Genomic DNA, 23,326 nt, shown 5'->3' with positions numbered 1-23,326 from the left:
ATATAGAGATATTTTCGTTGTATTGCCAGTTCCGGTCAAGATCCTGCGTAGGCTGAATGGGGTCGCGATGGTTACAATCGCAACTTGATAAACCCTGGGAGGGGTGTAGTGGACTTCAGTTTTTCCGACGAGCAGCTGATGCTGCAGGACGTCGCACGCCGTATCGCCAAAGAAAAGATCGCCCCCAGTGCCGAGCACTTCGATGCCACTGGTGAGTACCCGCTGGAGAACATCCGCCTGCTCGGCGAGAACGGCCTGATGGGTATCGAGGTGCCGGTGGAATACGGCGGCTCCGGCATGGATCCCATCTCCAGCGTGCTGGCGATCATCGAGGTCTCGGCGGCTGATGCGGCCCATGCCACCATCATGTCGGTCAACAATTCGCTGTTCTGCAACGCGGTGTTGGGTTACGGCACCGAAGCGCAGAAGCAGACCTATGTGCGTGCGATTGCTGAAGGTGCCGAGATCGGCGCCTTCGCGTTGACGGAGTCCCAGTCCGGTTCGGACGCCACCGCCATGCGTTGCTGCGCGGTCAAGCAGGCTGATGGTTCGTTTGTGATCAACGGCCAGAAGAGCTGGATCACCTCGGGCCCGGTGGCCCGCTACATCGTGTTGTTCGCGATGACCGACCCGGACAAGCGCTCGCGCGGCATCACCGCGTTCATGATCGACACCCATAAGCCCGGCTTCGGCCGTGGCAAGACCGAGCCCAAGCTGGGCGTGCGCGCTTCGGCAACTTGCGAGATCGAGTTCCAGGACTACGTTGCCGCTGCCGAAGACGTGATCGGCAACGAAGGCGAGGGCTTCAAGATCGCGATGAGCCTGCTGGATTCGGGCCGCATCGGCATTGCGTCGCAGGCAGTGGGCATTGCCCGTGCCGCCTATGAAGCCTCGCTTGCCTACGTCAAGGACCGCAAATCGTTTGGTGCGCCGATTGGCAGCTTCCAGATGATCCAGGCCAAGATCGCCGACATGAAGTGCAAGCTGGACGCAGCGATGCTGCTGACTCTGCGCGCAGCGTGGACCAAGTCGCAGGGCAAGCGCTTTTCAACCGAAGCCGCGGTAGCCAAGTTGACCGCTTCGGAGGCGGCGATGTGGATTGCCCACCAGGCGGTTCAGATCCACGGCGGCATGGGCTATTCCAAGGAAATGCCGCTGGAGCGCTACTTCCGTGATGCCAAGATCACCGAGATCTATGAGGGTACGTCGGAGATCCAGCGTTTGGTGATTGCGCGCAACGAGACTGGAGTGCGCTGAGGGTTTCCCTTCGTCCAACTTTCCCCCTCTCCCCAACCCCTCTCCCGCGAGGGGAGAGGGGCTATGGCCCCGCGAGTGCAGGCATAAATTGCAACTGCAGCTTTAAAGCCCCTCTCCCCTCGCGGGAGAGGGGTTGGGGAGAGGGGGAAGCCCCCCCAAACAAGCAAAAAAAGCCCCGGCATTGCCGGGGCTTTTCGTATCAGCGGTCTTCCTGCACCGCGCGTACCTTGTGCTGTTCGATGTACTCCTTGGACTGTTCGTCCAGCTTGTCACCGAGCATGCGTCGCACGCTGACGAAGAACAGCGGGATCAGCAGCACGCCGATCACGGTGGCGAACAACATGCCGCCGATCACGCCCGTACCCAGCGAATGACGGGCGTTGGCGCCGGCACCGGTGGAGATGGCCATCGGCAGCACGCCGAGGATGAACGCAAACGAGGTCATCAGGATCGGGCGGAAGCGCAGATGCGCCGCTTCGATGGTGGCCTCGCGCAGGGTCTTGCCGGCAGCACGCTGCTCGACTGCGAACTCCACGATCAGGATCGCGTTCTTCGCCGCCAGACCAATCACCGTCACCATGCCGATCTTGAAATACAGATCGTTCGGCAGGCCACGCAGCAGCGAGAACACCACCGCGCCGAGAATACCGATCGGCACCACCAGCAGCACCGAGACGGGGATCGACCAGCTTTCATACAGCGCGGCAAGGCACAGGAACACCACCACGATCGACAACACCATCAGCAGCGTCGCCGCGTTGCCGGCGATGATTTCCTGGTAGGACATGCCCGACCAGTCATAGCCAAAGCCGACCGGCAGGTCGTCACGCACCAGCCGTTCCATGGTGCTCATGGCCTGGCCGGAGCTGTTGCCCGGGGCCGGCGCGCCGACGATGTTGACCGCCGAGTAGCCGTTGTAGCGGTTCAATGCCGGTGGGGCATAGATCCACTCTGACTTGACCACCGCGCTGAGCGGGATCATCGCCGGCTGACCGGTGGCGTCCTTGCTCAGTGAGCTGGGCACGAAATAGCTGTTGAGCGATTCCGGGCCAGTGCGGTAGGCCGCATCGGCCTGCATGTTGACGCGCTTGACGCGGCCGCCATAGAAGAAGTCGTTGACGTAGACCGGTGCCAGCATCATCTGGATGGCGGTATAGACGTCATTGGCCGACACGCCCATGGCCTGGGCCTGCACGCGATCCACCTTCAGCTGCAGCTGCGGTGCGTTTTCCAGCGTGTTGGGACGCACGCCGACCAGCGACTTGTCCTGCCCCGCAGCACCGAGCAAGGTGTTGCGGGCGTTCATCAACGCCTCCTGGCCGGCGCCGGTACGGTCCTGCAGCCACATGTCGAAACCACCGAACTGACCCAGGCCCTGCACGGTTGGCAGGTTGACGAAGAAGATCTGCGCGTCCTTGATGCCGTAGGCCTTTTGGTTCATTTTCTGGATGAACTCAGGCGCGGTTTCGTTGCGTTCGCTCCAATCCTTCAGGCGGACGAAGGCCATGCCGACGTTTTCGCCGGAACCGATGAAGCTGAAGCCGGTGATCTGCATCAGGCCTTCAAACGCATCTTCCTTCTGCAAGGTGCCCAGCAGCTGGTCGAATACGGCGGTGGTACGGGTCTTGGTAGCACCCGGCGGCAACTGCACGATGGCCAGTGCATAGCCCTGATCTTCTTCCGGCAGGAAGCTGCCCGGCAGGCGGGTGAACAGGAAGCCGCACAGCACCAGCAGCAACGCAAACACCATCAACCAGCGCGGGGTGTGCTTGATGACGCCGCCAACAGTGCCGACGTAGCTCTTTTCCAGCTTGCCGTAATACTTGTTGAAGGTGCGGTAGACCCAGTTCGGGCGCTCGTTGTGGGTGGGCTTGAGGAAGGCCGCACACAGCGCCGGGGTGAAGGTCAGTGCCAGCAGCGCCGAGAAGCCCATCGCCATGGCGATGGTCAGCGCGAACTGCTTGTAGATCTCGCCGGAGGCGCCCGGCTGCAGGGCAGACGGAATGAACACCGCTGCCAGAACCACGGTGATGGCGACCACCGCACCGGTGATCTGGCTCATGGCCTTCTGCGTGGCCGGCTTCGGGCCGAGCTTCTCCTCGCTCATGATGCGTTCGACGTTTTCGATGACGACGATGGCGTCATCGACCACGATGCCGATCGCCAGCACCATCGCGAACAGGGTCAGCTGGTTGATGGTGAAGCCGATCGCCAGCATGCCCATGAAGGTGCCGAGCAGGGCCACCGGGATGACCAGGGTGGGGATGATCGTCGCGCGGAAGTTCTGCAGGAAGATCAACATCACCAGGAACACCAGCACGATGGCCTCGACCAGGGTGTGGATCACTTCTTCGATGGAGATGGTGACGAAGGTGGTGCTGTCATACGGGGTGAACCAGCTCACGCCGGGCGGGAAGCTCGGTGCCAGCTCGTCCATCTTGGCGCGCACCGCCTCGGACACGTCCAGTGCGTTGGCGCCGGGCAGCAGCTGGATGGCGAACACCGCCACCGGCTTGCCGTTGTACTTGGTGTCATAGCCGTAGTTGGTAGCACCGAAGGAAACCTTGGCCACATCCTTGAGCCTGACCAGGCTGCCGTCGCTATTGGCCCGCAGGATGGTGTTCTCGAACTCTTCCGGCGAACTGTAGCGGCCTTCGGCGGCGACGGTTGCGGTGAAGGCCTGGCCATTGGGGGCCGGATCGCCACCCAGCGAGCCGGCGGCGAACTGCAGGTTCTGGGTGCCGATGGCGTTGTACACGTCGGTCGCCGACAGGTGGTAGCCCTGCAGCTTTTCCGGGTTCAGCCATACACGCATGGCGTACTCGGAGCCGAACTGCTGGGTGCTGCCGACGCCTGGAACGCGCGAGATCTGCTCCAGCACGCGTGCACCGACGATGTCGTTCAGGGCGTCACGGTCGACGTTGCCATCATCCGAGCGCACGCCAACGGCCATCAGGAAGCCGGCGTTGGCCTTGGCCACCACCACACCCTGCTTGGTCACTTCCGAAGGCAGTCGCGGGGTTGCCAGCGATACCTTGTTCTGTACCTGCACCTGGGCGATGTCAGCGTTGGTGCCGCTGTCGAAGGTCAGGGTGATGGTGGTCCGCCCGTTCGATGCCGACGACGAGCTGAAATACATCAGGTTGTCGATGCCGGTCAGCTGTTGCTCGATCACCTGGGTGACAGATTTTTCCGCGGTGGACGCGCTCGCGCCCGGGTAGTTGGCGGTGACAGTCACCTGCGGTGGCGCCACGCTGGGGTAGGACTCGATACCCAGGTTGAGGATCGAGATCACGCCGCCAAGCGAGATCAGGATCGCCACCACCCAGGCGAAGACGGGATGCTCGATGAAAAATTTAGGCATGGTGGAGTCCCGTTATTCTTTCTTTGCCGGGGCCGCTGCCGGCGCGCCAGCAGCGGGCTTGGCGGCGTCGGGCTGCCACGGTTTGGCAGCGGCCGGGGCACCCTCCTTGACCTTCTGTACGCCGGAGACAATTACCTGGTCGCCGGCCGCCAGGCCGGAAGACACCAGCCAGTTGCTGCCCTGCTGGTTGTCCAGAATGATGTTCTTGCGGGCGACCTTGCCGTCCTTGCCCACGATCAGCACGTAGCCGCCCTGGGTGTCACGCTGCACGGCCTGCTGCGGCACCAGGAACGCATTGTGGCGCTCGCCCAGGTTGGCCTTGAAGCTGACGAACGAACCCGGCAACAGGATGTGGTCCGGGTTGGGCAGCTGCGCACGCAGCGAAACCGTGCCGGTGGCCGGGTCGACCGTGGTCGAGGAGAAGTCCAGGCTGCCTTCATGGCCATAGGCGCTGCCGTCTGGCAGGTTGACCTGCACGGTGGTCTTGCCGTCGCCAGCCAGTGCCACCGCACCCTTGTCCTGGGCTGCGCGCAGCAGGCTCAGTTCGTCGGCGGTCATCGAGAAGTTCACATACAGCGGGTCGATCTGGTCGACGGTGGTCAGCAGGGTCACATCACCCTGGCCCACCAGCGCGCCTTCGGTGACCTGCTGCTTGCCGGCCTGGCCGGCGATGGGGGCGGTGACCCGTGCATAGCCCAGGTTGATGCGAGCGCTGGTGACGGCGGCTTCGGCCTGCTGCACGGCGGCGGCCGCAGAGCGTTCGGCGGCTTCGGCGTTGTCCAGGTCGGACTTGGATACGTAGCTCTGCGGCGCCAGCGAGCGCGCCCGGCTGGCGGTGGCGCGGGCGTTGACGTAGGAGGCACGGGCGGAGGCCAGCGCACCTTCGGCAGAGGCCAGCGAGGCCTGCAGCGGTGCCGGGTCGATCAGGAACAGCACCTGGCCTTCCTTGACCGTGCTGCCTTCTTCGTAGACGCGCTTCTGCAGCACGCCGGCCACGCGGGCGCGGACGTCCGCCGAGCGGAACGGAGACAACCGGCCCACCAGTTCGCGCTGCAGGGGCAGGGTCTGTGGCTTGGCCTCGACCACGCCGACCTCTGGCGGAGGCGGAGCGGCTTGCTCCTGCGGCTTTTTACAGGCGGCAAGGCTCAATGTCGCTGCACAGGTGAGAGCGAGGATACGGAGTGAGGCGGTCATCAGGAGAAACTCCGGGTGTTGTTTTTATTTGAGGCCGTGGGAGCTTCCTGTGCTGGCGCGAACGCGCGCAGGAAACCATCGATGGCAAATTCGGCCCAGCGGCGACGGTGCAGTGGATCGTCGCGGTGGGGGGCGTGGAAACGCTGTCGTTCAAAATCCTGGCCAGCAATCATGCTTATTAACAGCTCGGCCATGAAATGCGGGTCGTCATGGTTGAGGCGTCGGCGCCGGGTTTCGGTGTGCATCCATTCAGCTACGTGGTTGCGCAAGGCCTCGCTGCTGCCCTGGTACATGTACTGCGCTTCGTCACGGAACTCATGCGCGCTGGCGCCGATCAGCTGGGCGGTACGGCGGGCATTGGGTTTGTTGCGGTGTTCGAGGTAGCCGATGGCGAAATCGAGCAGGATTTCGCGCAACGGCTTGTCTTCGTCCACCACCAGTGCAGCGGTGGTGGTGTTCACATGCAGCTGCATGGCCTGGCGCAGCAGCTCGCGTTTGCAGCCGTAGCGGCTGTACAGCGTCTGCTTGGAACACCCTGCGGCAGCGGCCACTGCATCCATACTCAAGCGTATGCCTTGGGTCGCCAACAGTTCCCGCACTGCTTCAAACACGCGCTCATCACGCGCGTCGACAGGCGCGGGGCTGGTAGAAGGGTTTGGCATAAGCGGTGGACTATACCGTCCAGTTCAGAAACGCCGCAACGTAATTCGTGTTTCGCTGTGGTGGTGAGCAAGCGAGATTCAGGTGGCGGACATTGTTGCGGCAGCCGATATCTCCGCAGACAAGGCTATCGCCACTGTCTGCACGAAAATTTGCACCGCAGATAATGCGGCCCTGCAGCAAGGTTCTTTTTGTTACCAGCGATACAATCGCGGTTTCTCCAACCGAGCAACACCCAAAGCTCTGCCATGAAATCGCAAAACAGTGCTGCCAAGTCCGTAAAGACGAAATCCAAACCGGTTGTAAAGCAGAACATCGCCGACGCCGGCCTCTCGCTAGAACCGGTATTTGCAGCCTTGCGGAAGCGTTATCCCGCTGCAGCCGCACAGGCGCAGGCAGTGGCTTTTGCTACGGCGTTCTACAAGCGCATGGAGGCCGACGAGTTCAAGCTGCACTCGGCCGATGATTGGGCGGTGCTCGCCGCTGGCATGCTCGAGTTCGCCCGCACGCGCAAGCCGGGCAAGGCCAACGTACGTGCCTTCAACCCGACGCTGAAGGCGGATGGGTGGGAATCGGCACATACCGTGCTGCAGATCGTCAACGACGACATGCCGTTCCTGGTGGACACGGTGACGCTGGCACTGGCCGAGCAGGGCATTGGCGTGCACGTGCTGGGCCATCCGGTGATCAGCATCGCGCGCGACAAGGCCGGCAAGCTCAGTAGCGTTGGCAACGGCGCGCTGGAGTCGGTGATGCTGCTGGAGATTGATCGCCAGCCGGCCGACGCGCTGGACGCGGTGGCCAAGCGTGTCACCGCCGCATTGGACGACGTACGCGCCATCGTCAACGATTGGCAGCCGATGACCGACAAGGCGCTGGCGCTGGCCGAGGACCTGGGCAAGCGCACCTTGCCGGTGACCAAGGCGTCGCGTGCCGAGGCGCAGGAGTTCCTGCGCTGGGCCGCCGACAACCATTTCACCTTCTTCGGCTATCGCGAATACAAGGTCGAGAAGAAGGGCAAGGAAGAAGTGCTGGTCGCGCAGAACGGCACCGGCTTGGGCCTGATGCGCGGCAAGGACACCATGGTCGCGCGCCCGGTCAAGGGTCTGGCGGCGGAAGGCCTGAACGCTACCAGCAGCCTGCATGACGCGCTGATCCTGACCAAGACCAATGCCCGCTCGCATATCCATCGCGGTGGCTACATGGACTACATCGGCGTGCTGGAATTCGACGCCAAGGGCAAGATCATCGGCGAGCAGCGCTTCCTCGGCCTGTTCACCTCCAGCGCTTACAACCGCCGCCCGTGGGAAATCCCGCTGGTGCGCCAGCGCTATGAAAACGTGATGGCACGTTCGGGCCTGAGCCTGTCCAGCCACAGCGGCAAGGCGCTGCGTCATATCCTGGAGTCGCTGCCGCGCGAAGAACTGTTCCAGTCCAGCGAGGACGAACTGTTCCGCACTGCGATGGGCGTGCTCGGCTTGCAGGAGCGCGTGCGTAGCCGCCTGTTCCTGCGCCGCGACAAGTTCAGCCGTTTCATCTCGGCGCTGGTGTTCCTGCCGCGCGAGCGCTTCAACACCGACGTGCGCCTGCGCGTTGAGAGCATGCTCAAGGATGCATTGCAGGGCGAATACGTCGATTCCAGCGTAGTGCTGGGCGACTCGCCGCTGGCCCAGGTGCACCTGATCGTGCGGCCCAAGGCCGGGCAGAGCCTGGAACTAGATGTCGAAGGCATGGAGAAGCGTCTGGCCCACGTGCTGCGCAACTGGCAGGACGACCTGCGCGAAGCGCTGGTCAACAGCCATGGCGAAGGCGAAGGCCTGCGTATTGCTTCGCGTATCGGCAAGGCGTTGCCGGCCGGTTACATCGAAGACTCCAGCGCTGAAATCGCTGCGGCCGACGTCGCCCAGCTGGACGCACTGACCGGCCCGGACGATCTGCGTCTGAGCCTGCAGGCCATCCGTCGCGAAGGCGTCGATGGCCTGCGTCTGAAGCTGTACCGCCAGCTGGAAGACATTCCGTTGTCGGACGTGCTGCCGATGATGGAGAACATGGGCCTGCGCGTGATCGCCGAGCGCCCGTACAAGCTGATGGTCGATGAAGCGCCGGTCTACGTGCAGGACTTCGAGGTCGAATCCACCATCGGTGCGATCGATCCGGTCAGTGCGAACGCCGCGTTCGGCGAAGCATTCGCCCGCGTCTGGCACGGCGATGCCGAGAATGACGGTTTCAACCGCCTGGTACTCGGTGCCGGTCTGGATTGGCGCCAGGTGGCGATGCTGCGCGGCTACTGCAAGTACCTGCTGCAGATCGGCGTGCCGTTCTCACAGGCCTATGTGGAAGGCACGTTCAACCGCTACCCGCTGCTGGCGCGCCTGATCGTGGAACTGTTCGAAGCCCGCTTCGAGCCGACCCCGTCGGCCGACAAGGCGGTGCTGGACGCGCAGCTGGCCCAGTTCAAGCAGCTGGCCGGTGACGATGCCGCCACCCTCAAGCTGCTCGATGGCGTGGTCAAGGCGCGCAAGAGTGACCGTGCAGCGCGCATGGCGCTGGTCCACGAAGTGCTGGTCAAGCTGCTCGACGGCGTTTCCAGCCTGGACGAAGACCGCATCCTGCGCAGCTTCATCGGCGTGATCGAAGCCACCCTGCGTACCAGCTATTACATGGTGCGCAAGGATGGCGTGCGTGCTGATGGCGGCCCGGCCGACTACATCAGCTTCAAGTTCGACGCCGCCAAGGTGCCGGACCTGCCCAAGCCGCGTCCGTACCGCGAAATCTTCGTGTGCGGCCCGCGCGTGGAAGGTACCCACCTGCGCTTCGGCCCGGTCGCCCGTGGTGGCCTGCGCTGGTCGGACCGTCGCGAAGACTTCCGCACCGAGGTACTGGGCCTGGTCAAGGCACAGATGGTGAAGAACACCGTGATCGTGCCGGTCGGCTCCAAGGGCGGTTTCTTCGCCAAGCAGCTGCCGGACCCGTCGGTGGACCGTGATGCGTGGTTCGCCGAAGGTGTGGCCTGCTACAAGCGCTTCATCAACGGCCTGCTCGACATCACCGACAACATCGTCAACAACAAGATCGTGCCGCCGCAGGGCGTGGTGCGTCATGACATGGACGATCCGTACCTGGTCGTGGCTGCCGACAAGGGCACCGCCACGTTCTCCGATACCGCCAACGGCATCGCCCGTGCGCACGGCTTCTGGCTGGACGACGCGTTCGCTTCCGGTGGTTCGGTCGGTTACGACCACAAGGGCATGGGCATCACCGCGCGTGGTGCGTGGGAGTCGGTCAAGCGCCACTTCCGTGCGCTGGGCCGTGACTGCCAGAAGCAGGACTTCACCGTGGTCGGTGTCGGCGACATGTCCGGCGACGTGTTCGGCAACGGCATGTTGCTGTCCGAGAAGATCCGCCTGGTTTGCGCCTTCGACCACCGCCACATCTTCCTCGACCCGAACCCGGTAGCTGCCAGCTCGTTCAAGGAACGCGCGCGCATGTTCAAGGTTCCGCGTTCGAGCTGGGCCGATTACGACAGCAAGCTGATCAGCAAGGGCGGCGGCATCTATCCGCGTTCGCTCAAGTCGATCGAGATTACCCCGGAAGTGCGAGACGCACTGGGCATCGACGCCGGCATCAAGGCGATGAACCCGACCGACCTGATCAATGCCGCGCTGAAGGCACCGGTTGACCTGCTGTGGAATGGCGGCATCGGCACTTACGTCAAGTCGGCCAGCGAGACCAATGCCGATGTCGGCGACCGCGCCAACAACGCGCTGCGCGTCAATGGTGGCGAGCTGCGCTGCAAGATCGTGGGCGAGGGCGGCAACCTGGGCATGACCCAGCTGGGCCGCATCGAGGCCGCGCAGGTGGGCGTGCTGCTCAACACTGACTTCATCGACAACTCGGCCGGTGTGGATACGTCCGACCACGAAGTCAACATCAAGATCCTGCTCAACGACGTGGTGCGCGCCAAGAAGCTCACCGTCGACCAGCGCAACAAGCTGCTGGCCTCGATGACCGACGAAGTCGGCGAGCTGGTGCTGATGGACAACTACCGTCAGAACCAGGCGCTGAGCCTGATGGAGCGGATGAGTAGCAAGCGTCTGGGCTCCAAGCAGCACTTCATCCGCACGCTGGAGAAGCAGGGCCTGCTGGATCGCCAGATCGAGTTCCTGCCATCCGACGCCGAGCTGTCGGCACGCAAGCTGCGCGGCCAGGGCCTGACCCGTCCGGAGCTGGCGGTACTGCTGTCGTACTCCAAGATCGTCGCCTTCCAGCAGCTGCTGGAATCCGACATTCCGGAAGATCCGTACCTGTCCAAGGAGCTGCTGCGTTATTTCCCGCAGCCGCTGCAGAAGAAGTACGCCGATGCGATGGAGCGCCACCGTCTGAAGCGCGAAATCATCGCCACGGCCGTGACCAACCAGACCATCAACCGCATGGGCGCCACCTTCCTCATGCGCATGCAGGAAGACACCGGCCGCACTGTGGCCGAGGTCGCCAAGGCCTATACCATAAGCCGTGAAACGCTGGACGCACGCGCACTGTGGACGCAGATCGATGCCCTGGATGGCACCTTGCCGGAAGCGGTGCAGGTGGATGCACTGGAAGTGATCTGGAAGCTGCAGCGTTCGTTCGTGCGCTGGCTGTTGACCCGTCCGGGCACGATGCCGGGCATCACCGCCGCGGTGGAGCGTTACCAGGGTCCGTTCAACGACATCCGTGTCGCCTCGGGCGTGCTGCCGGATTCGCAGCGTCCGGCCTACGAGGCCAGCGTTGTGGCATGGAAGGAGAAGGGCTTGCCGGCGGCATTGGCACAGCAGTTGTCCGAGCTGCAGTTCCTGGAACCGGCGTTCGACATCATTGAACTGGCGCGTCCGCGCAAGCTCAAGCCGGTGGACGTATCCAAGGTCCACTTCCGCCTGGGCGAAGCGCTGCAGATGCCGTGGCTGTTCGAGCAGATCGATGCGCTGGAGGTCAACGGCCGTTGGCATGCGGTTGCCCGTGGCGTGCTGCGCGACGAGCTGGCTGCACATCAGCGTGCGTTGGCCGGCCAGGTGCTGTCGATGAAGGGTGCGACCGCCGAGGCCAAGGTGGCCGCGTGGTTGGGCCGTGATGACAGCGGCCTGCGCTTCACCCTGGCGATGCTGGCTGAGTTGGCCGAGCAGAAGACGCTGGATTACCCGACCGTTTCGGTTGCGGTGCAGCGTTTGGGCCAGCTGGCTGCGCACGGCGCTTAAGGAGTTAGGTTTTTGTTTTGGAGAACGGGCCCTTTTGGGCCCGTTTTTTTTTGTTTTGGGTGAAATCAAGAGCTACCCCTCTCCCCAACCCCTCTCCCGCAAGGGGAGAGGGGCCAAGGCTGCAATTGCCGGCAAAGCTTGCGCTCGAAGATTGCTAGCCCCTCTCCCCTTGCGGGAGAGGGGTTGGGGAGAGGGGGGCTTTTAGACACTACCGGTAAAGCCTCTGCCGAGCATAGCTCGGCACTACAAGCCCCTCTCCCCTTGCGGGAGAGGGGTTGGGGAGAGGGGGCTGTCGCTTTACCACCAGCAGGTTATCCTCGCCCTCCAAGCCGAACCGAAGACGCGCCCGTGTCCCCCCGAATCGCATTCCTCGCCAGCACCGTCGAGTCCGCCCAGCAGGCTCGTGCCGCCCTGGCTGCCCGTTACGGCGACCACAATCCGGAAAAGGCGGACGTCATCTGCCCCCTGGGCGGCGATGGCTTCATGCTGCAGACCCTGCATCGCCATGGCAGCAAGGGCAAGCCGGTATTCGGCATGAAACTGGGCACCGTCGGCTTCCTGATGAACCATCATCGCGAAGATGACCTGATCCAGCGCCTTGCCCTGGCCGAACCGGCACATCTGCGCCCGCTGGAAATGATCGCGCTGACCGAGTCGGGTACCACCACCGGCTCGCTGGCCTACAACGATGTGTCGATGCTGCGGCAGACCCGCCAGGCTGCGCATATCGGCATCGATCTCAATGGCCAGCAGCGTGTGGAAGAGCTGATCTGCGATGGCGTGCTGGTGTCCACGCCTGCGGGCAGTACCGCCTACAACTATTCGGCGCACGGGCCGATCCTGCCGCTGGGCTCCAATACCATCGCCCTGACGCCCTTGGCGCCCTACCGCCCGCGCCGCTGGCGTGGTGCCATCCTCAAGGCCGAGACCGAAGTGCGTTTCCGCGTGCTCGATCCCTATAAGCGCCCGGTCAGTGTCACCGCCGATTCGCACGAAACCCGCGACGTGGTCGAAGTGACCATCCGCGAGTCGCGCGAGCGCCAGGTCACCTTGCTGTTCGACCCCGAGCACAACCTGGAAGAACGCATTCTCAGCGAGCAGTTCATGGTGTGAGGGCAGGGCAGTGTGATCGGCAATGCGCCGTTTGGGTGCAGCGGCGGCGCTTGCGGGTAGACTGGGTCCCGTTCCTTGATCGCATTGGGTTCATCGTCCATGGGTGACAACACTCCCCGCCTTCTCACCGTCGCGGTTACCTCGCGCGCATTGTTCGACCTTGAAGAAGGCCACGCGCTGTTCGAACGGGAAGGTCTTGAGGCCTACGCCGCCTACCAGCGGGCGCACGAAGACGATGTGCTCAAGCCCGGCGTTGCCTTTCCGGTGGTGCGCAAGCTGCTGGCTCTCAACGACGGGGCACCGGTGGAAACCCCGCGCGTGGAAGTGATCCTGCTGTCGCGCAACTCGGCCGACACCGGCCTGCGTATTTTCAATTCCATCCAGCATTACAAGCTGGATATCGTGCGTGCCACCTTCACCGCCGGTGAGCCAACCTGGCCTTACGTCAAACCGTTTGGCACGGACCTGTTCCTGTCGGCCAACCCGGATTCGGTGCGGCGCGCCCTGGTCAACGGCATCGCCGCGGCCACTATCCTGCCGCAGAGTGCGCAGGAAGTTGCCGCTGCATCGGCGGCTGCCACTGACACCGGCCGCTCCAAGACCCAGCTGCGCATCGCCTTCGACGGTGATGCGGTGATCTTCGGTGACGAAAGCGAGCGCATCTCGCGTGAGCAGGGCGTCGAAGCCTTTGGCCGACACGAACGTGAGCGTGCGCATGAGCCACTCAGTGGTGGCCCGTTCCGCAACTTCCTGTCCGCACTCCATGCCTTGCAGGCGGCGTTCCCGGCCGGCGAAGCCGCGCCGATCCGCACGGCACTGGTGACGGCCCGTTCCGCACCGGCGCATGAACGGGTGATCCGCACATTGCGTGAATGGGGCGTTCGTCTTGACGAAGCCTTGTTCCTGGGCGGGCGCCACAAGGGGCCGTTCCTGGAAGCATTCGGTGCCGATATTTTCTTCGACGATTCACAGCACAACATCGACAGCGCACGGCAGCATGTAGCGGCAGGGCATGTGCCGCATGGTGTAGCGAATCCGGATTGAGCCAACCCGCTTTTTGTAGGAGCGGCGTCAGCCGCGAAACCACTGACATTTCCGGCGCGCGGTTGTCTGCAATTGCGCACAACGTGTATCTGGTCTTTTCACGAGCTTCGCGGCTGAAGCCGCTCCTACAAAAGCCGCTGGCTTGCAGCCATGCATCCAACGCATGTTAGGATGAAGACGCTTTCGCGGGTTCTTGCCTGAACCAGCGGCAATCCTGCCGCGCCCTGATCTGCACGAATGCAGCAGATCCCTCCCGCACTGCACCCACCCGGTGATCCAGGGGCGGGGCCTGTTCCCCGACCGGTAGCGTCACGTACCTGCCATTCCCTTCAACGCTGCCCTGCGTGGCGGCCGGGTGTTTCGCGCGCCGCGCGGGACTGGACGCATTGTCTCTCCTGCACGGTGCATCACGCGCCCTTGCGCAGTGCCGTCGCGTTCGCGCGTTGGCAGCTACACAGGAGAAACAACCCGTATGACCATGCGTATCGCCATTCTTGGAGCCGGCCCCAGTGGCCTGGCGCAACTTCGTGCCTTTGAATCCGCCCGTCGAGGCGGTGCAGAAGTGCCTGAGATCGTCTGCTACGAAAAGCAATCCGATCTCGGCGGGATGTGGAACTACACATGGCGTACCGGGCTGGATGCTTACGGTGAACCGGTACACGGCAGCATGTACCGCTACCTCTGGTCGAACGGCCCGAAGGAAGCGCTGGAGTTTGCCGACTACAGTTTCGAAGAGCATTTTGGCCGCCCGATCGCCTCGTATCCGCCGCGCGCCGTGCTGCGCGACTACATCATGGGCCGCATCGAAAAGAGCGGCGTGCGCGATCAGATCCGTTTCAACATGGCCGTGCAGTGGGTCGACTATTCGGAAGAGACCGAGCGCTTCACGGTCACCGTGCGTGATCTGAAAAAGGATGAACTGATCAGCGAGGAATTCGATCACGTGATCGTTGCCACCGGGCATTTCTCCACGCCGAACGCGCCGTTCTTTGAAGGCGTGGATCGGTTCCCGGGCCGCGTGCTGCACGCACATGATTTCCGCGATGCCTGCGAGTTCACCGACAAGGATCTGCTGCTGGTCGGCGCCAGTTATTCGGCCGAGGACATCGGCACGCAGTGCTACAAGTACGGCGCAAAATCGGTGACCTTCAGTTACCGCAGCGCGCCGACCGGCTATGACTGGCCAGCCGCGTTCGAGGAAAAACCGCTGTTGCAGCGCGTGGAAGGTACCACCGCGCACTTCATCGACGGCAGTTCAAAGCAGGTGGATGCGATCGTGCTGTGCACCGGCTACCAGCACCATTTCCCGTTCCTGCCCGATGCGTTGACGCTGCGCACCCGCAACCGTCTGTATCCGGGTGATCTGTACAAGGGCGTGTTCTGGATCGACAACCCCAAGCTGATCTACCTGGGCATGCAGGACCAGTACTACACCTTCAACATGTTCGATGCGCAGGCCTGGTACGCGCGTGATGTGATTCTGGGCAAGATCGCCCTGCCTTCGGGTGATGCGATGCGGGCCGACAGCGCTGCCTGGCTGGCACGCGAGGAAGCAACGACTTCGGCCGAACAGGACATCGATTTCCAGACCGAATACGTGCGCGATCTGCTCGACGCCACCGACTACCCGGACTTCAATGTCGAGGCCGTTGCCACGCTGTTCAAGCAATGGAAGCACGACAAGAAGGACGACATCCTCGGCTACCGCAACTACAGCTACCGCTCGGTACTCACCGGCACGCTGGCACCCCCGCACCACACGCCGTGGATGCAGGCGATGGATGATTCGCTGGAGGCCTTTCTGGCCGATAGCGCGCTTGAAGAACGCCCGCGCAGGATTGCCTGATCGGTACGGCGCCGGTCAACCCGGCGCCTGTCCCAGTGGCAGAAGGATGTTGGTCAGCCGCCAGCGCAGGCCTTGGCGGCTGAGCACGAACACCACCTCGCGGCCGTCTTCCAGGTGGGTTGTGGCGGTGAAGCGCGAGAATGATTCGTAGTGTCCGGTGGTATTGGCCAGCGGCTTGGCCGGCGAGGGCGGTGCCCAGGTATCGCCACCGACGGTGTCACCAATGGCGCGCTTCCACAGGCTGTCGCCCTGCAGGATGGCCGCGATGCCCAGCGGAGTGACGAAGGTATCGACACCGGCGCCGGCCAGGTTGCCTGCCACGCCCAGCGCTACCTGGCCGAACAGACTGGACTGCACGTCCGCGCCGGCCCTGCGCACCACATAGTCGTTGAGCTGGGCCTTCATGTTGACCCGCACCGCGGCGAAGTCGACATGGCGCGCCAGCTTGCCGGTATCGCGCTGCTCGATGGCCTGGCTGATGCCACGGATGGCCAGGTAGGGACCGCCGATCACATAGGCGGCCAGCAGCACTGCAACGGCAACGACGGCGGCGAGTATCCATTTCTTCATTGCGTAGCTGTCCTCGGTATCAGGCGTGGTCGGCGCCGCCGGCTTCCGCCCAGCGTCGCAGCATTACCAGGGTTTCGGCCCAGGCCTGGCTGCAGAAGCCCAGGTATTCGCTGTCGCCGTTCCAGCCCAGATGATGGAATTCAAGCACGGTCATGGGCTCGCCTTCATGCGGCAGGCCGCGCCATGCACCGGGGCTGGCACGGCGCGAGAGATCAAAGCGGATCTCGGTGCCAGTCCAGGCCGAGGCCGGGCTTTGCGGCGGGTGGCGGCTGATGACTTCCCAGCGCACGCAGCCCCTGGCCGTATTCTCGAGAACCTTCATGGCGACCACGCCATGGCCGGAGCCGGGGTTGTGGCTGAGCACGTTGTCACCGTCAATGACCGAGTGCTGGTGGGGTATCCACCATTGGCCCAGCCCCTCGGCGCTGGCCAAACCGGCATGGACGGTGGCCAGCGGTGCATCAATCCAGACTTGAAGGTGGATGCTGGTCATGGCGGCTTCCTGTCGAAGGTTGCCGCCCAGCGTGCCGCAAACCGGGTTGGTTTGCGTGAAGCCAGCGCTAATCAGAATTCCAGGTCCAGCGCCGCGCACAGGTAGTCAACGAACGGGCCGAGTGCGGCCAGGTCCTTGGCCAGGGTCTGGCGCAGGCGTGGGCCGGTCATCACGTCGTCATCCAGCGAGCGCCACAGCACCCAGTTACGGTGCTTGAGGTCGTCGATGAACTCGAAATCGGCGGGGAAGCCACGCGGCGCCCGCACCAGCTTCTCGCTGCTCTCGAACTCGTAGCGCTTGCGCGTGGCCGGCGCGTGCGCGGCGGCCTTCCAGCTGCCCGGATTGTCGAGAATGAACTGTCGCAGACGACGCTGCACGTCCGGCTCGGGGTGCCAGATACCGGCGCCGACAAAGCTCTCGCCCGGCGCCAGGTGGATGTAATACGACGGCGCGGGTACCTGTTTGCGGCGCTCATGGAACAGCCGCGCGCCTTGCCAGGTCTTGTAGGGGGCTTTGTCGTGGGAGAAGCGCGAGTCGCGGTAGATGCGGAACAGCGAGCCACCGACGGTGCGCGGGTCGGCCTGGAAATGCGGGCTGACCGCGCTGAGGTCCGGCTGCAGGTCGGTGATCAGGCGCAGGAACGGCTGCCTTACGTGATCTTCGTACTGCTGCTTATGCTCGGCAAACCAGGTCTTGTCGTTGTGGCGGGCCAGCCCGCGCAGGAACTTGAAGCTGGCGTCGCTGAAATACTGGGTCATGGTGTGTCCTGCAGGGTATGGCGCCACTGGTCCAGTGCGTCGAGCAGGGCCAGGGACGCCGGGTTGTCCTTGTGTTCCTCGCGCAACGCGGCAATCTGCGCGACATATTCCGGCAAGGTCTGCTCGGCCAGACCGGGGGTGCTGAAACGCTGCTGACGATACGCATCCCAGCGTGAGCGCGCGGTCGCGTCCAGCGTCTGTGGATGGTTGCGGGCCCGGTAACGGAACAGCAGCTCGGGCAGGCGCGGGTCGCGGAAGCGCTGTTCCAGTTCGGCCAGTGCCTCCGGCGGCGCGGTGCGCACCTTGCTGAGCAGGCCCTTGTCGCCCTCGGCGAGGAAGCCGTCGTAGAGCGAGGCATCGGCATCGATAGGGCCCTCGTTGACGCGTTCGCGGGCGAATACCTGACGGGCCTTCTCGGCCAGCTGCGGGCCGAGCGCACGCAGTTTTTCGGCCTTGGCTTCAATTGCCGCAGGATCGATCTGCAGGCGTTCGAAATCGGCATCGCGCAGGTGATTCCACGCAACCAGCGCCGGTACCTTGTTGAGGTGCACTTCTTTCAACGGGATCCGCTGCTGGCCTTCGGGCAGATCGGCGGCGCGGGTATACAGGCGCGCGGTGATCTCTTCGACCGAAAGCTCCAGCAAGGGCTCGATGTCGCCCTCAAGATCAAACACGATGACCCGGTTGTTGATGTGCGGGTGGCGTGCCAGCGGCAGCACCGGTGCCGCGCACAGGCGGCTGGCCGGGTAGCGCATCGAAATGTGCAGCACCGGCGTCATTGCCACCACGTCGAGCAGGCTGCCGACGTAGCGTTTGTCGCGCAGGCGCAGCGCGTAATCCCACATGCGTGGCTGCGCCTGTCGGAAGTGGCGCGCCATGCCGATGGTGGCGTAGACGTCGGACAAGGCCTCGTGAGCATCACCTTCGCGCACGTCGTTGGCCAGGGCCAGGTGTTCGAGCTTGAACGAGGTGGCGCCATCCTCGCGTTGCGGCCAGTTGATGCCCTCCGGGCGCAGCGCGTGCACCAGCCGCAGCATGTCGAGCAGGTCCCAGCGCGAGTTGCCGCTGCGCCACTCGCGTTCGTAGGGATCATGGAAGTTGCGGAACAGGCCGTAGCGCACGAATTCATCATCGAAGCGCAGCGTGTTGTAACCCAGCGTGCAGGTCTGTGGCTTGCTCATCAGCTCGTTGATGCGGGCAAAGGCGTCGGCCTCGCTGACGCCTTCGGCCAGTGCATGCTGCGGGGTGATGCCGGTGATCAGGGTTGCGATCGGCGAGGGCAGCAGATCGTCGGCCGGCTTGACGTAGAAACTGACCGGCTCCTCGATGACCTTCAGCTCGGCATCGGTGCGCACGGCGGCAAACTGGGCGATGCGGGTGCGGCGTGGGTCCTGGCCAAAGGTTTCCAGGTCGTAGAACAGAAAACTTTCGGCCATCAGTGCGCTCCTTCCAGTACCGGCAGCTGTGCGTGGACGATCCGTTCCAGAGCCGTCCAGTCAACGCCCTCCAGCGTATCAAGGCCGGCGGTGGCAGCTGCCAGAATGGCCTGCTGCAGATGGGTGCGTTCCAGTGCCACCGCGTAGGGCGTATGCAGGAAGGTCACCATCGTGTAATGCGGCACGAAGCGGGTTGGCCAACGTGCCTGCAGTTCGTGCTCGAGCTCACGCTGCAGCAGGTAAGCCGGGTCGGCGACGCGGTCTCGCATTTCCAGGTAATTGTCCAAGGCCATCTGCTGGATGGCCGCGGCATTGGGCTTGCGCTCGGCTTCAAACGCGGCGAAGGCCTGTTCGGTGGTGGCGTTGTCGGCCAGGCAGCGGGCCAATACCACGCAGTCCTCGAACGCGCAGTTCATGCCTTGTCCGTGGAACGGCACCATCGCGTGTGCGGCGTCGCCGATCAGCACGGCTTTGCCGCACTGATGCCAGCGGTCCAGGAACAGCGTGCCCAGCAGGCCGGGCGGGTGCTGGTCCCAATCCGCGCGCAGGTCAGGAATCAGCGGCAAGGTATCGGCGAAGTCGCGCCGGAACAAAGCCTCGGCTTCGGCGCCATTGCGCACCGTGGCAAAGCTGGGTTCGCCTTCGTTGGGCAGGAACAAGGTCACGGTGAACGTGCCCTCGTCATTGGGCAGGGCAATACACATGTAGTTGCCACGCGGCCAGATGTGCAGCGCATTGGCTTCGATCTGGAAGCTGCCGTCGGCAGCTGGCGGAATCTCGAGTTCCTTGTAGGAATGGTCGAGGAATTCGGTGCGTTCGCCGAGCGGCCGCTTGCGATTCATTGCCGCACGCAGCGCCGAGCCGGCACCGTCGGCACCGATCAGCGGCGTGTTGAAATGGATATCGTGTGGCTGGTCATCGCGGTCGTCGATGAAACGGGCGTAGCCAGCATCGAAGTCCACGGTGTGCAGGCGGCGGTGGAAATGGATCTTCGCACCGGCCTGCTCAGCCAATTGCAGCAGGGTGGTGTTGAGATCCTTGCGGTGCACCGACCAGATCACTTCGCTGTCATCGCGGCCATAGCGCTGCAGATCGGGCGCACCGTCGCGTGGGTGCACCATGCGTCCGCGCATCATGACCGCCTTGGCCATCACCTCGTCCTCGACACCGGCCTGGCGCAGGGCGTTGCGGCCGCGCTCGGCCAGAGCCAGGTTGATCGAACGGCCGGACTCGTAATCGGCGATACGCGGATCGCCGCGGCGCTCATAGACGGTGATCTTCCAGCCCTGCCGCGACAGCAGGATGGCGAGCAGGGAGCCGGCCAGGCCGGCGCCGATCAGGGTGAGGCTGCGTGGGGTGGGGGTGTTCAAGTCACAGGATTCCGTTGGTCAGACGCCAGCCCAGGTTTCCACTTCGTCGACGAAGCGGTAGACATCGCTGTAGCGGTTGTACATGGGCGTGGGCGAGATGCGGATCACGTCGGGCTCGCGCCAGTCGCCGAGCACACCCACCGATTGCAGGTACTCGAACAGCGAGCGCCCCTGCGCACGGCCACCGGCCACGCGCAATGACAGCTGGCAGCCACGGCGCTCGGGTTCGGATGGGGTGATGATCTGCAGCACATGTTCCAGGCGCGCACGCACCATGGTTTCCAGATAGCCGGTGATCTTCAGGGATTTGGTGCGCAGTGCGGCCATGCCGGCCTCGTCGTACAAGGCCAGTGATGCGCGCAGCGGGGCAAGCCCGAGTACCGGCGGGTTGCTCAGCTGCCAGCCTTCGGCGCCCAGTTCCGGCACGAACTCCGGCGCCATCTGGAATCGGGTGGCCTGCTCATGGCCCCACCAGCCAGCGAAGCGCGGCAATGAGGTGTCCTTGGCATGGCGCTCGTGCACGAAGGCACCGGCAACCGCACCGGGGCCGGCATTGAGGTATTTGTAATGGCACCACACCGCGAAATCCGGGGCGATGTCATGCAAGGCCAGCGGCACATTGCCGACCGAATGGGCGAGGTCGAACCCGATACTGGCGCCCTGTGCGCGGGCCAGGCGGGTGATCGCCGCCAGATCGAATACCTGGCCGGTGCGGTATTGCACGCCCGGCCATAGCACAAGCGCGACGCGCTTGCCGTGCTCGCTGATGGCGCGTTCGATGGCCTGCATCGAAATGGTGCCGTTGGCTTCGTCAGGTTGTACTTCGATCAGGTCGGTGGCCGGGTTGAACCCGTGGAAGCGGATCTGCGCTTCCACCGCATGGCGGTCGGTGGGGAAGGCCCCGGCTTCCATCAGGATCGCCGGGCGCTCGCTGGTCGGGCGATAGAAGCTGACCATCATCAGGTGCAGATTCACGCTCAGCGTGTTCATCGCCACCACTTCATGCGGCAGCGCGCCGACCACGCCGGCCAGCGAATCGCGCACCAGGCGGTGATAGCTCAACCACTGCGTCGGCCCGGTGAAGTGGCCTTCCACCGCGATGCGCGCCCATTGATCCATCACTTCCTGCACCATGGCTTGTGCGCCGCGTGGTTGCAGGCCCAGCGAGTTGCCGACGAAGTAGGTCTGATCGCTGCCCTGGTGTTGCGGGATCAGGAACTGGCTGCGCAGATGGCGCAAGGGATCGGCAGCATCAAGCGCGGTGGCATGGGCGGGTGACAGCGTTTCGTTCATCGGTGCGGACACGTCGAGGATGTATCCGCAGTGTAACCGCGCCCGGCCGCTCAGACTTCCGGCGTGGCCGGTTTGGGCAGTGGGTGTACAGCACCGCAATGTTGGCAGGTACGGTGTGCCAGCGAGGTATGGAACCGGTCGAACACCTTGGGCAGATCGGTTTCGATGTTCTTCAGGTGGAAGAACTCTTCGTAGAGTTTGTGATTGCACTGCTGGCAGAACCACATGAAGCCATCAAGCTCATGGTCCAGGCGCTTGCGTTCGACCACCAGGCCGATCGAGCCGGGCATGCGCTGCGGTGAATGCGGCACCCGGGGCGGCAGCAGGAAGATCTCGCCGGCCCGGATCGGGATGTCGCGCACGGCCCCATCTTCCTGTACGCGCAGCACCATTTCGCCTTCGAGCTGATAGAACCACTCGGGGCCTTCATCCCAGTGGTAGTCGCTGCGGCTGTTGGGGCCGGCAACCACCATTACGATGAACTCACCGTTCTCGATCATCTTGTTGCCGACCGGCGGCTTCAGGAGATGGCGATGTTCCTCGATCCAGCCGTGCAGGTTCAGGGGTAGGGGGAGCATGTGGGGCCTGTTGGGTAACGGGGCTGGGGTGTTGCTGGGTGTTCGGTGGGGTGCTGCTGTTGCGTTTGCTGTTGCTGTTGCTGTTGCTGTTGCTGTCGCTGTTGCGCTTGCCGTTGCATTTGCTCTTGCTTCGCTTTTGGCTTTGGCTTCGGCTTCGGCTTCGGCTTTTGCTCGCGCTTTTGCTCTTGCTTGAGCTCTTGCTTGGGCTTCAGCTTTTGTCTTGTCCCTTCTCCCGCTGGCGGGAGAAGGTGCCCGGAGGGCGGATGAGGGCAGGTTTTTGACTTGGCTGGGGCGGTAGGCCCTCACCCCCAGCCCCTCTCCCGCAAGCGGGAGAGGGGAGGAAGCCTAGCTTCGGCCCAGATTGAGGAGGCCTAGGTTCGGCCCAGATTGGGGAGGCTTGGCTTCGGCAGGGGCTTTCAAGCTCAGTGCCTTTTGCCCTTCCGCGGCACGAATGACAACGCCTTCTCATACGCAGGCTGCAGCTCTTCCGGTGCGCCCACATCAATGCCCATCTCGCTGACGCGGCCGTCGCGCAGGCTGTAGACCCAGCCGTGCACCATCAGCTTCTGGCCGCGGGCCCAAGCGTCCTGGACGATGGTCGAGCGGCAGGCGTTGACCACCTGCTCGATCACGTTCAACTCGCACAGGCGTGCATGGCGCAGGTCCGGGTCGTCGATCTGCGACAGGATGTCGTCATGCTTCTGTGCGACGTCACCGACGTGGCGCAGCCAGTTGTCGGCCAGGCCGACGCGTACGTGGTTCAGCGCCGCGTGCACGCCGCCGCAACCGTAGTGGCCGACGATCAGGATGTGCTTGATCTTGAGCTGGTCCACCGCGTACTGGATGACGCTCAGGCAGTTCAGGTCGGTGTGCACCACCACGTTGGCAACGTTGCGGTGCACGAAGATTTCGCCCGGTGCCATGCCGATGATCTGGTTGGCCGGTACGCGGGAATCGGAGCAGCCGATCCACAGGTATTCCGGGTTCTGCTGCTTGGCCAGCTGATGGAAGAACTCGGGATCTTCCTTCTCGATCCGGTCCGCCCATTCGCGGTTCTTCTGCAACAGGTTATGGATGTCTTTCATGGTGAAGCTTCCCTTGCGATCTGGAGGGGGAGGG

At 63.6% G+C, this 23,326-nt stretch carries 16 protein-coding genes and 1 pseudogene; 6 read left to right on the top strand and 11 right to left on the bottom strand.

Going from position 1 to position 23,326, the window contains the following annotated elements; all coding sequences use genetic code 11:
* The first annotated feature begins 84 nt into the window (after positions 1-84).
* Positions 85-1,257 carry an acyl-CoA dehydrogenase family protein gene (locus BCV67_RS01385; protein ID WP_428999495.1) on the top strand — a complete coding sequence of 391 codons (1,173 nt, stop codon included), beginning with the start codon at positions 85-87 and terminating at the stop codon, positions 1,255-1,257.
* Positions 1,258-1,456: 199 nt separating this feature from the next.
* On the opposite strand, the gene BCV67_RS01380 is transcribed toward BCV67_RS01385, so the two are convergent.
* The 3 genes and pseudogenes from BCV67_RS01380 to BCV67_RS01370 all read right to left on the bottom strand — a co-directional run bounded on the left by BCV67_RS01380 (position 1,457) and on the right by BCV67_RS01370 (position 6,477).
* A complete protein-coding gene (locus tag BCV67_RS01380; RefSeq protein ID WP_062166147.1) occupies positions 1,457-4,621 on the bottom strand; it encodes an efflux RND transporter permease subunit in 3,165 nt (1,054 codons plus the stop codon).
* A 24-nt stretch (positions 4,622-4,645) separates the two neighbouring features.
* Positions 4,646-5,815 (bottom strand): annotated as a pseudogene (locus tag BCV67_RS01375) (efflux RND transporter periplasmic adaptor subunit); the annotation flags it as partial.
* Complete coding sequence (locus BCV67_RS01370) at positions 5,815-6,477, bottom strand: TetR/AcrR family transcriptional regulator (RefSeq protein ID WP_062166145.1); 663 nt, start codon at positions 6,475-6,477, stop codon at positions 5,815-5,817. The gene BCV67_RS01370 and the pseudogene BCV67_RS01375, both read right to left, overlap by 1 nt.
* A 246-nt stretch (positions 6,478-6,723) precedes the next feature.
* On the opposite strand from BCV67_RS01370, the gene BCV67_RS01365 reads away from it, so the two are divergent.
* The 4 genes from BCV67_RS01365 to BCV67_RS01350 all read left to right on the top strand — a co-directional run bounded on the left by BCV67_RS01365 (position 6,724) and on the right by BCV67_RS01350 (position 15,709).
* The gene (locus BCV67_RS01365; protein WP_062166144.1) at positions 6,724-11,706 is read left to right on the top strand and encodes an NAD-glutamate dehydrogenase; all 4,983 of its coding nucleotides are present in this window, start codon (positions 6,724-6,726) and stop codon (positions 11,704-11,706) included.
* Positions 11,707-12,054: 348 nt separating this feature from the next.
* A complete protein-coding gene (locus BCV67_RS01360; protein ID WP_062166143.1) occupies positions 12,055-12,819 on the top strand; it encodes an NAD kinase in 765 nt (254 codons plus the stop codon).
* Positions 12,820-12,918: 99 nt separating this feature from the next.
* Positions 12,919-13,863: a 5'-nucleotidase gene (locus BCV67_RS01355; protein WP_062166142.1), complete on the top strand. Its 945-nt coding sequence runs from the start codon at positions 12,919-12,921 to the stop codon at positions 13,861-13,863.
* A 472-nt stretch (positions 13,864-14,335) separates the two neighbouring features.
* Positions 14,336-15,709: an NAD(P)-binding domain-containing protein gene (locus BCV67_RS01350; protein ID WP_062166141.1), complete on the top strand. Its 1,374-nt coding sequence runs from the start codon at positions 14,336-14,338 to the stop codon at positions 15,707-15,709.
* A gap of 15 nt (positions 15,710-15,724) precedes the next feature.
* Here the strand turns inward: BCV67_RS01350 and BCV67_RS01345 are convergent, their stop codons facing one another.
* The 7 genes from BCV67_RS01345 to BCV67_RS01315 all read right to left on the bottom strand — a co-directional run bounded on the left by BCV67_RS01345 (position 15,725) and on the right by BCV67_RS01315 (position 22,207).
* The gene (locus BCV67_RS01345; protein WP_062166140.1) at positions 15,725-16,279 is read right to left on the bottom strand and encodes a DUF2939 domain-containing protein; all 555 of its coding nucleotides are present in this window, start codon (positions 16,277-16,279) and stop codon (positions 15,725-15,727) included.
* Positions 16,280-16,298: 19 nt separating this feature from the next.
* Positions 16,299-16,772, bottom strand: coding sequence for a hypothetical protein (locus BCV67_RS01340; protein WP_062166139.1), 474 nt, complete (start codon positions 16,770-16,772; stop codon positions 16,299-16,301).
* Positions 16,773-16,843: 71 nt separating this feature from the next.
* Positions 16,844-17,530: a DUF2461 domain-containing protein gene (locus BCV67_RS01335; RefSeq protein WP_062166138.1), complete on the bottom strand. Its 687-nt coding sequence runs from the start codon at positions 17,528-17,530 to the stop codon at positions 16,844-16,846.
* The gene (gene sbcB / locus BCV67_RS01330) at positions 17,527-18,966 is read right to left on the bottom strand and encodes an exodeoxyribonuclease I (RefSeq protein WP_062166137.1); all 1,440 of its coding nucleotides are present in this window, start codon (positions 18,964-18,966) and stop codon (positions 17,527-17,529) included. Before sbcB ends, BCV67_RS01335 begins: the two co-directional genes overlap by 4 nt.
* Positions 18,966-20,336: an FAD-dependent oxidoreductase gene (locus BCV67_RS01325; protein WP_062166136.1), complete on the bottom strand. Its 1,371-nt coding sequence runs from the start codon at positions 20,334-20,336 to the stop codon at positions 18,966-18,968. The genes sbcB and BCV67_RS01325 overlap by 1 nt, the downstream gene beginning before the upstream one ends.
* Positions 20,337-20,354: 18 nt before the next feature.
* Positions 20,355-21,629: a kynureninase gene (gene kynU, locus BCV67_RS01320; RefSeq protein ID WP_062166135.1), complete on the bottom strand. Its 1,275-nt coding sequence runs from the start codon at positions 21,627-21,629 to the stop codon at positions 20,355-20,357.
* Between the two features lie 50 nt (positions 21,630-21,679).
* Positions 21,680-22,207, bottom strand: coding sequence for a 3-hydroxyanthranilate 3,4-dioxygenase (locus BCV67_RS01315; protein WP_062166134.1), 528 nt, complete (start codon positions 22,205-22,207; stop codon positions 21,680-21,682).
* Here BCV67_RS01315 and BCV67_RS01310 point away from each other — a divergent pair.
* A complete protein-coding gene (locus BCV67_RS01310) occupies positions 22,206-22,400 on the top strand; it encodes a hypothetical protein (protein WP_156455718.1) in 195 nt (64 codons plus the stop codon). The genes BCV67_RS01315 and BCV67_RS01310 overlap by 2 nt on opposite strands.
* Before the next feature lie 229 nt (positions 22,401-22,629).
* On the opposite strand, the gene can is transcribed toward BCV67_RS01310, so the two are convergent.
* The gene (can, locus tag BCV67_RS01305) at positions 22,630-23,292 is read right to left on the bottom strand and encodes a carbonate dehydratase (RefSeq protein WP_057628749.1); all 663 of its coding nucleotides are present in this window, start codon (positions 23,290-23,292) and stop codon (positions 22,630-22,632) included.
* Positions 23,293-23,326 lie beyond the last annotated feature (34 nt).

It is taken from the genome of Stenotrophomonas nitritireducens (genome assembly GCF_001700965.1).
GTDB lineage: Bacteria > Pseudomonadota > Gammaproteobacteria > Xanthomonadales > Xanthomonadaceae > Stenotrophomonas > Stenotrophomonas nitritireducens_A.
Note: the sequence above shows the minus strand (reverse complement) of the source record. Positions and strands in the feature narration are given on the sequence as shown.

Bases quoted from the DNA above. Each gene is read 5' to 3' on its own strand.
- BCV67_RS01380 (WP_062166147.1), bottom strand. From the start codon at position 4,621: ATGCCTAAATTTTTCATCGAGCATCCCGTCTTCGCCTGGGTGGTGGCG.
- BCV67_RS01370 (WP_062166145.1), bottom strand. From the start codon at position 6,477: ATGCCAAACCCTTCTACCAGCCCCGCGCCTGTCGACGCGCGTGATGAG.
- BCV67_RS01365 (WP_062166144.1), top strand. From the start codon at position 6,724: ATGAAATCGCAAAACAGTGCTGCCAAGTCCGTAAAGACGAAATCCAAA.
- BCV67_RS01355 (WP_062166142.1), top strand. From the start codon at position 12,919: ATGGGTGACAACACTCCCCGCCTTCTCACCGTCGCGGTTACCTCGCGC.
- BCV67_RS01350 (WP_062166141.1), top strand. From the start codon at position 14,336: ATGACCATGCGTATCGCCATTCTTGGAGCCGGCCCCAGTGGCCTGGCG.
- BCV67_RS01345 (WP_062166140.1), bottom strand. From the start codon at position 16,279: ATGAAGAAATGGATACTCGCCGCCGTCGTTGCCGTTGCAGTGCTGCTG.
- BCV67_RS01340 (WP_062166139.1), bottom strand. From the start codon at position 16,772: ATGACCAGCATCCACCTTCAAGTCTGGATTGATGCACCGCTGGCCACC.
- BCV67_RS01335 (WP_062166138.1), bottom strand. From the start codon at position 17,530: ATGACCCAGTATTTCAGCGACGCCAGCTTCAAGTTCCTGCGCGGGCTG.
- sbcB (WP_062166137.1), bottom strand. From the start codon at position 18,966: ATGGCCGAAAGTTTTCTGTTCTACGACCTGGAAACCTTTGGCCAGGAC.
- kynU (WP_062166135.1), bottom strand. From the start codon at position 21,629: ATGAACGAAACGCTGTCACCCGCCCATGCCACCGCGCTTGATGCTGCC.
- BCV67_RS01310 (WP_156455718.1), top strand. From the start codon at position 22,206: ATGTGGGGCCTGTTGGGTAACGGGGCTGGGGTGTTGCTGGGTGTTCGG.
- BCV67_RS01315 (WP_062166134.1), bottom strand. From the start codon at position 22,207: ATGCTCCCCCTACCCCTGAACCTGCACGGCTGGATCGAGGAACATCGC.
- can (WP_057628749.1), bottom strand. From the start codon at position 23,292: ATGAAAGACATCCATAACCTGTTGCAGAAGAACCGCGAATGGGCGGAC.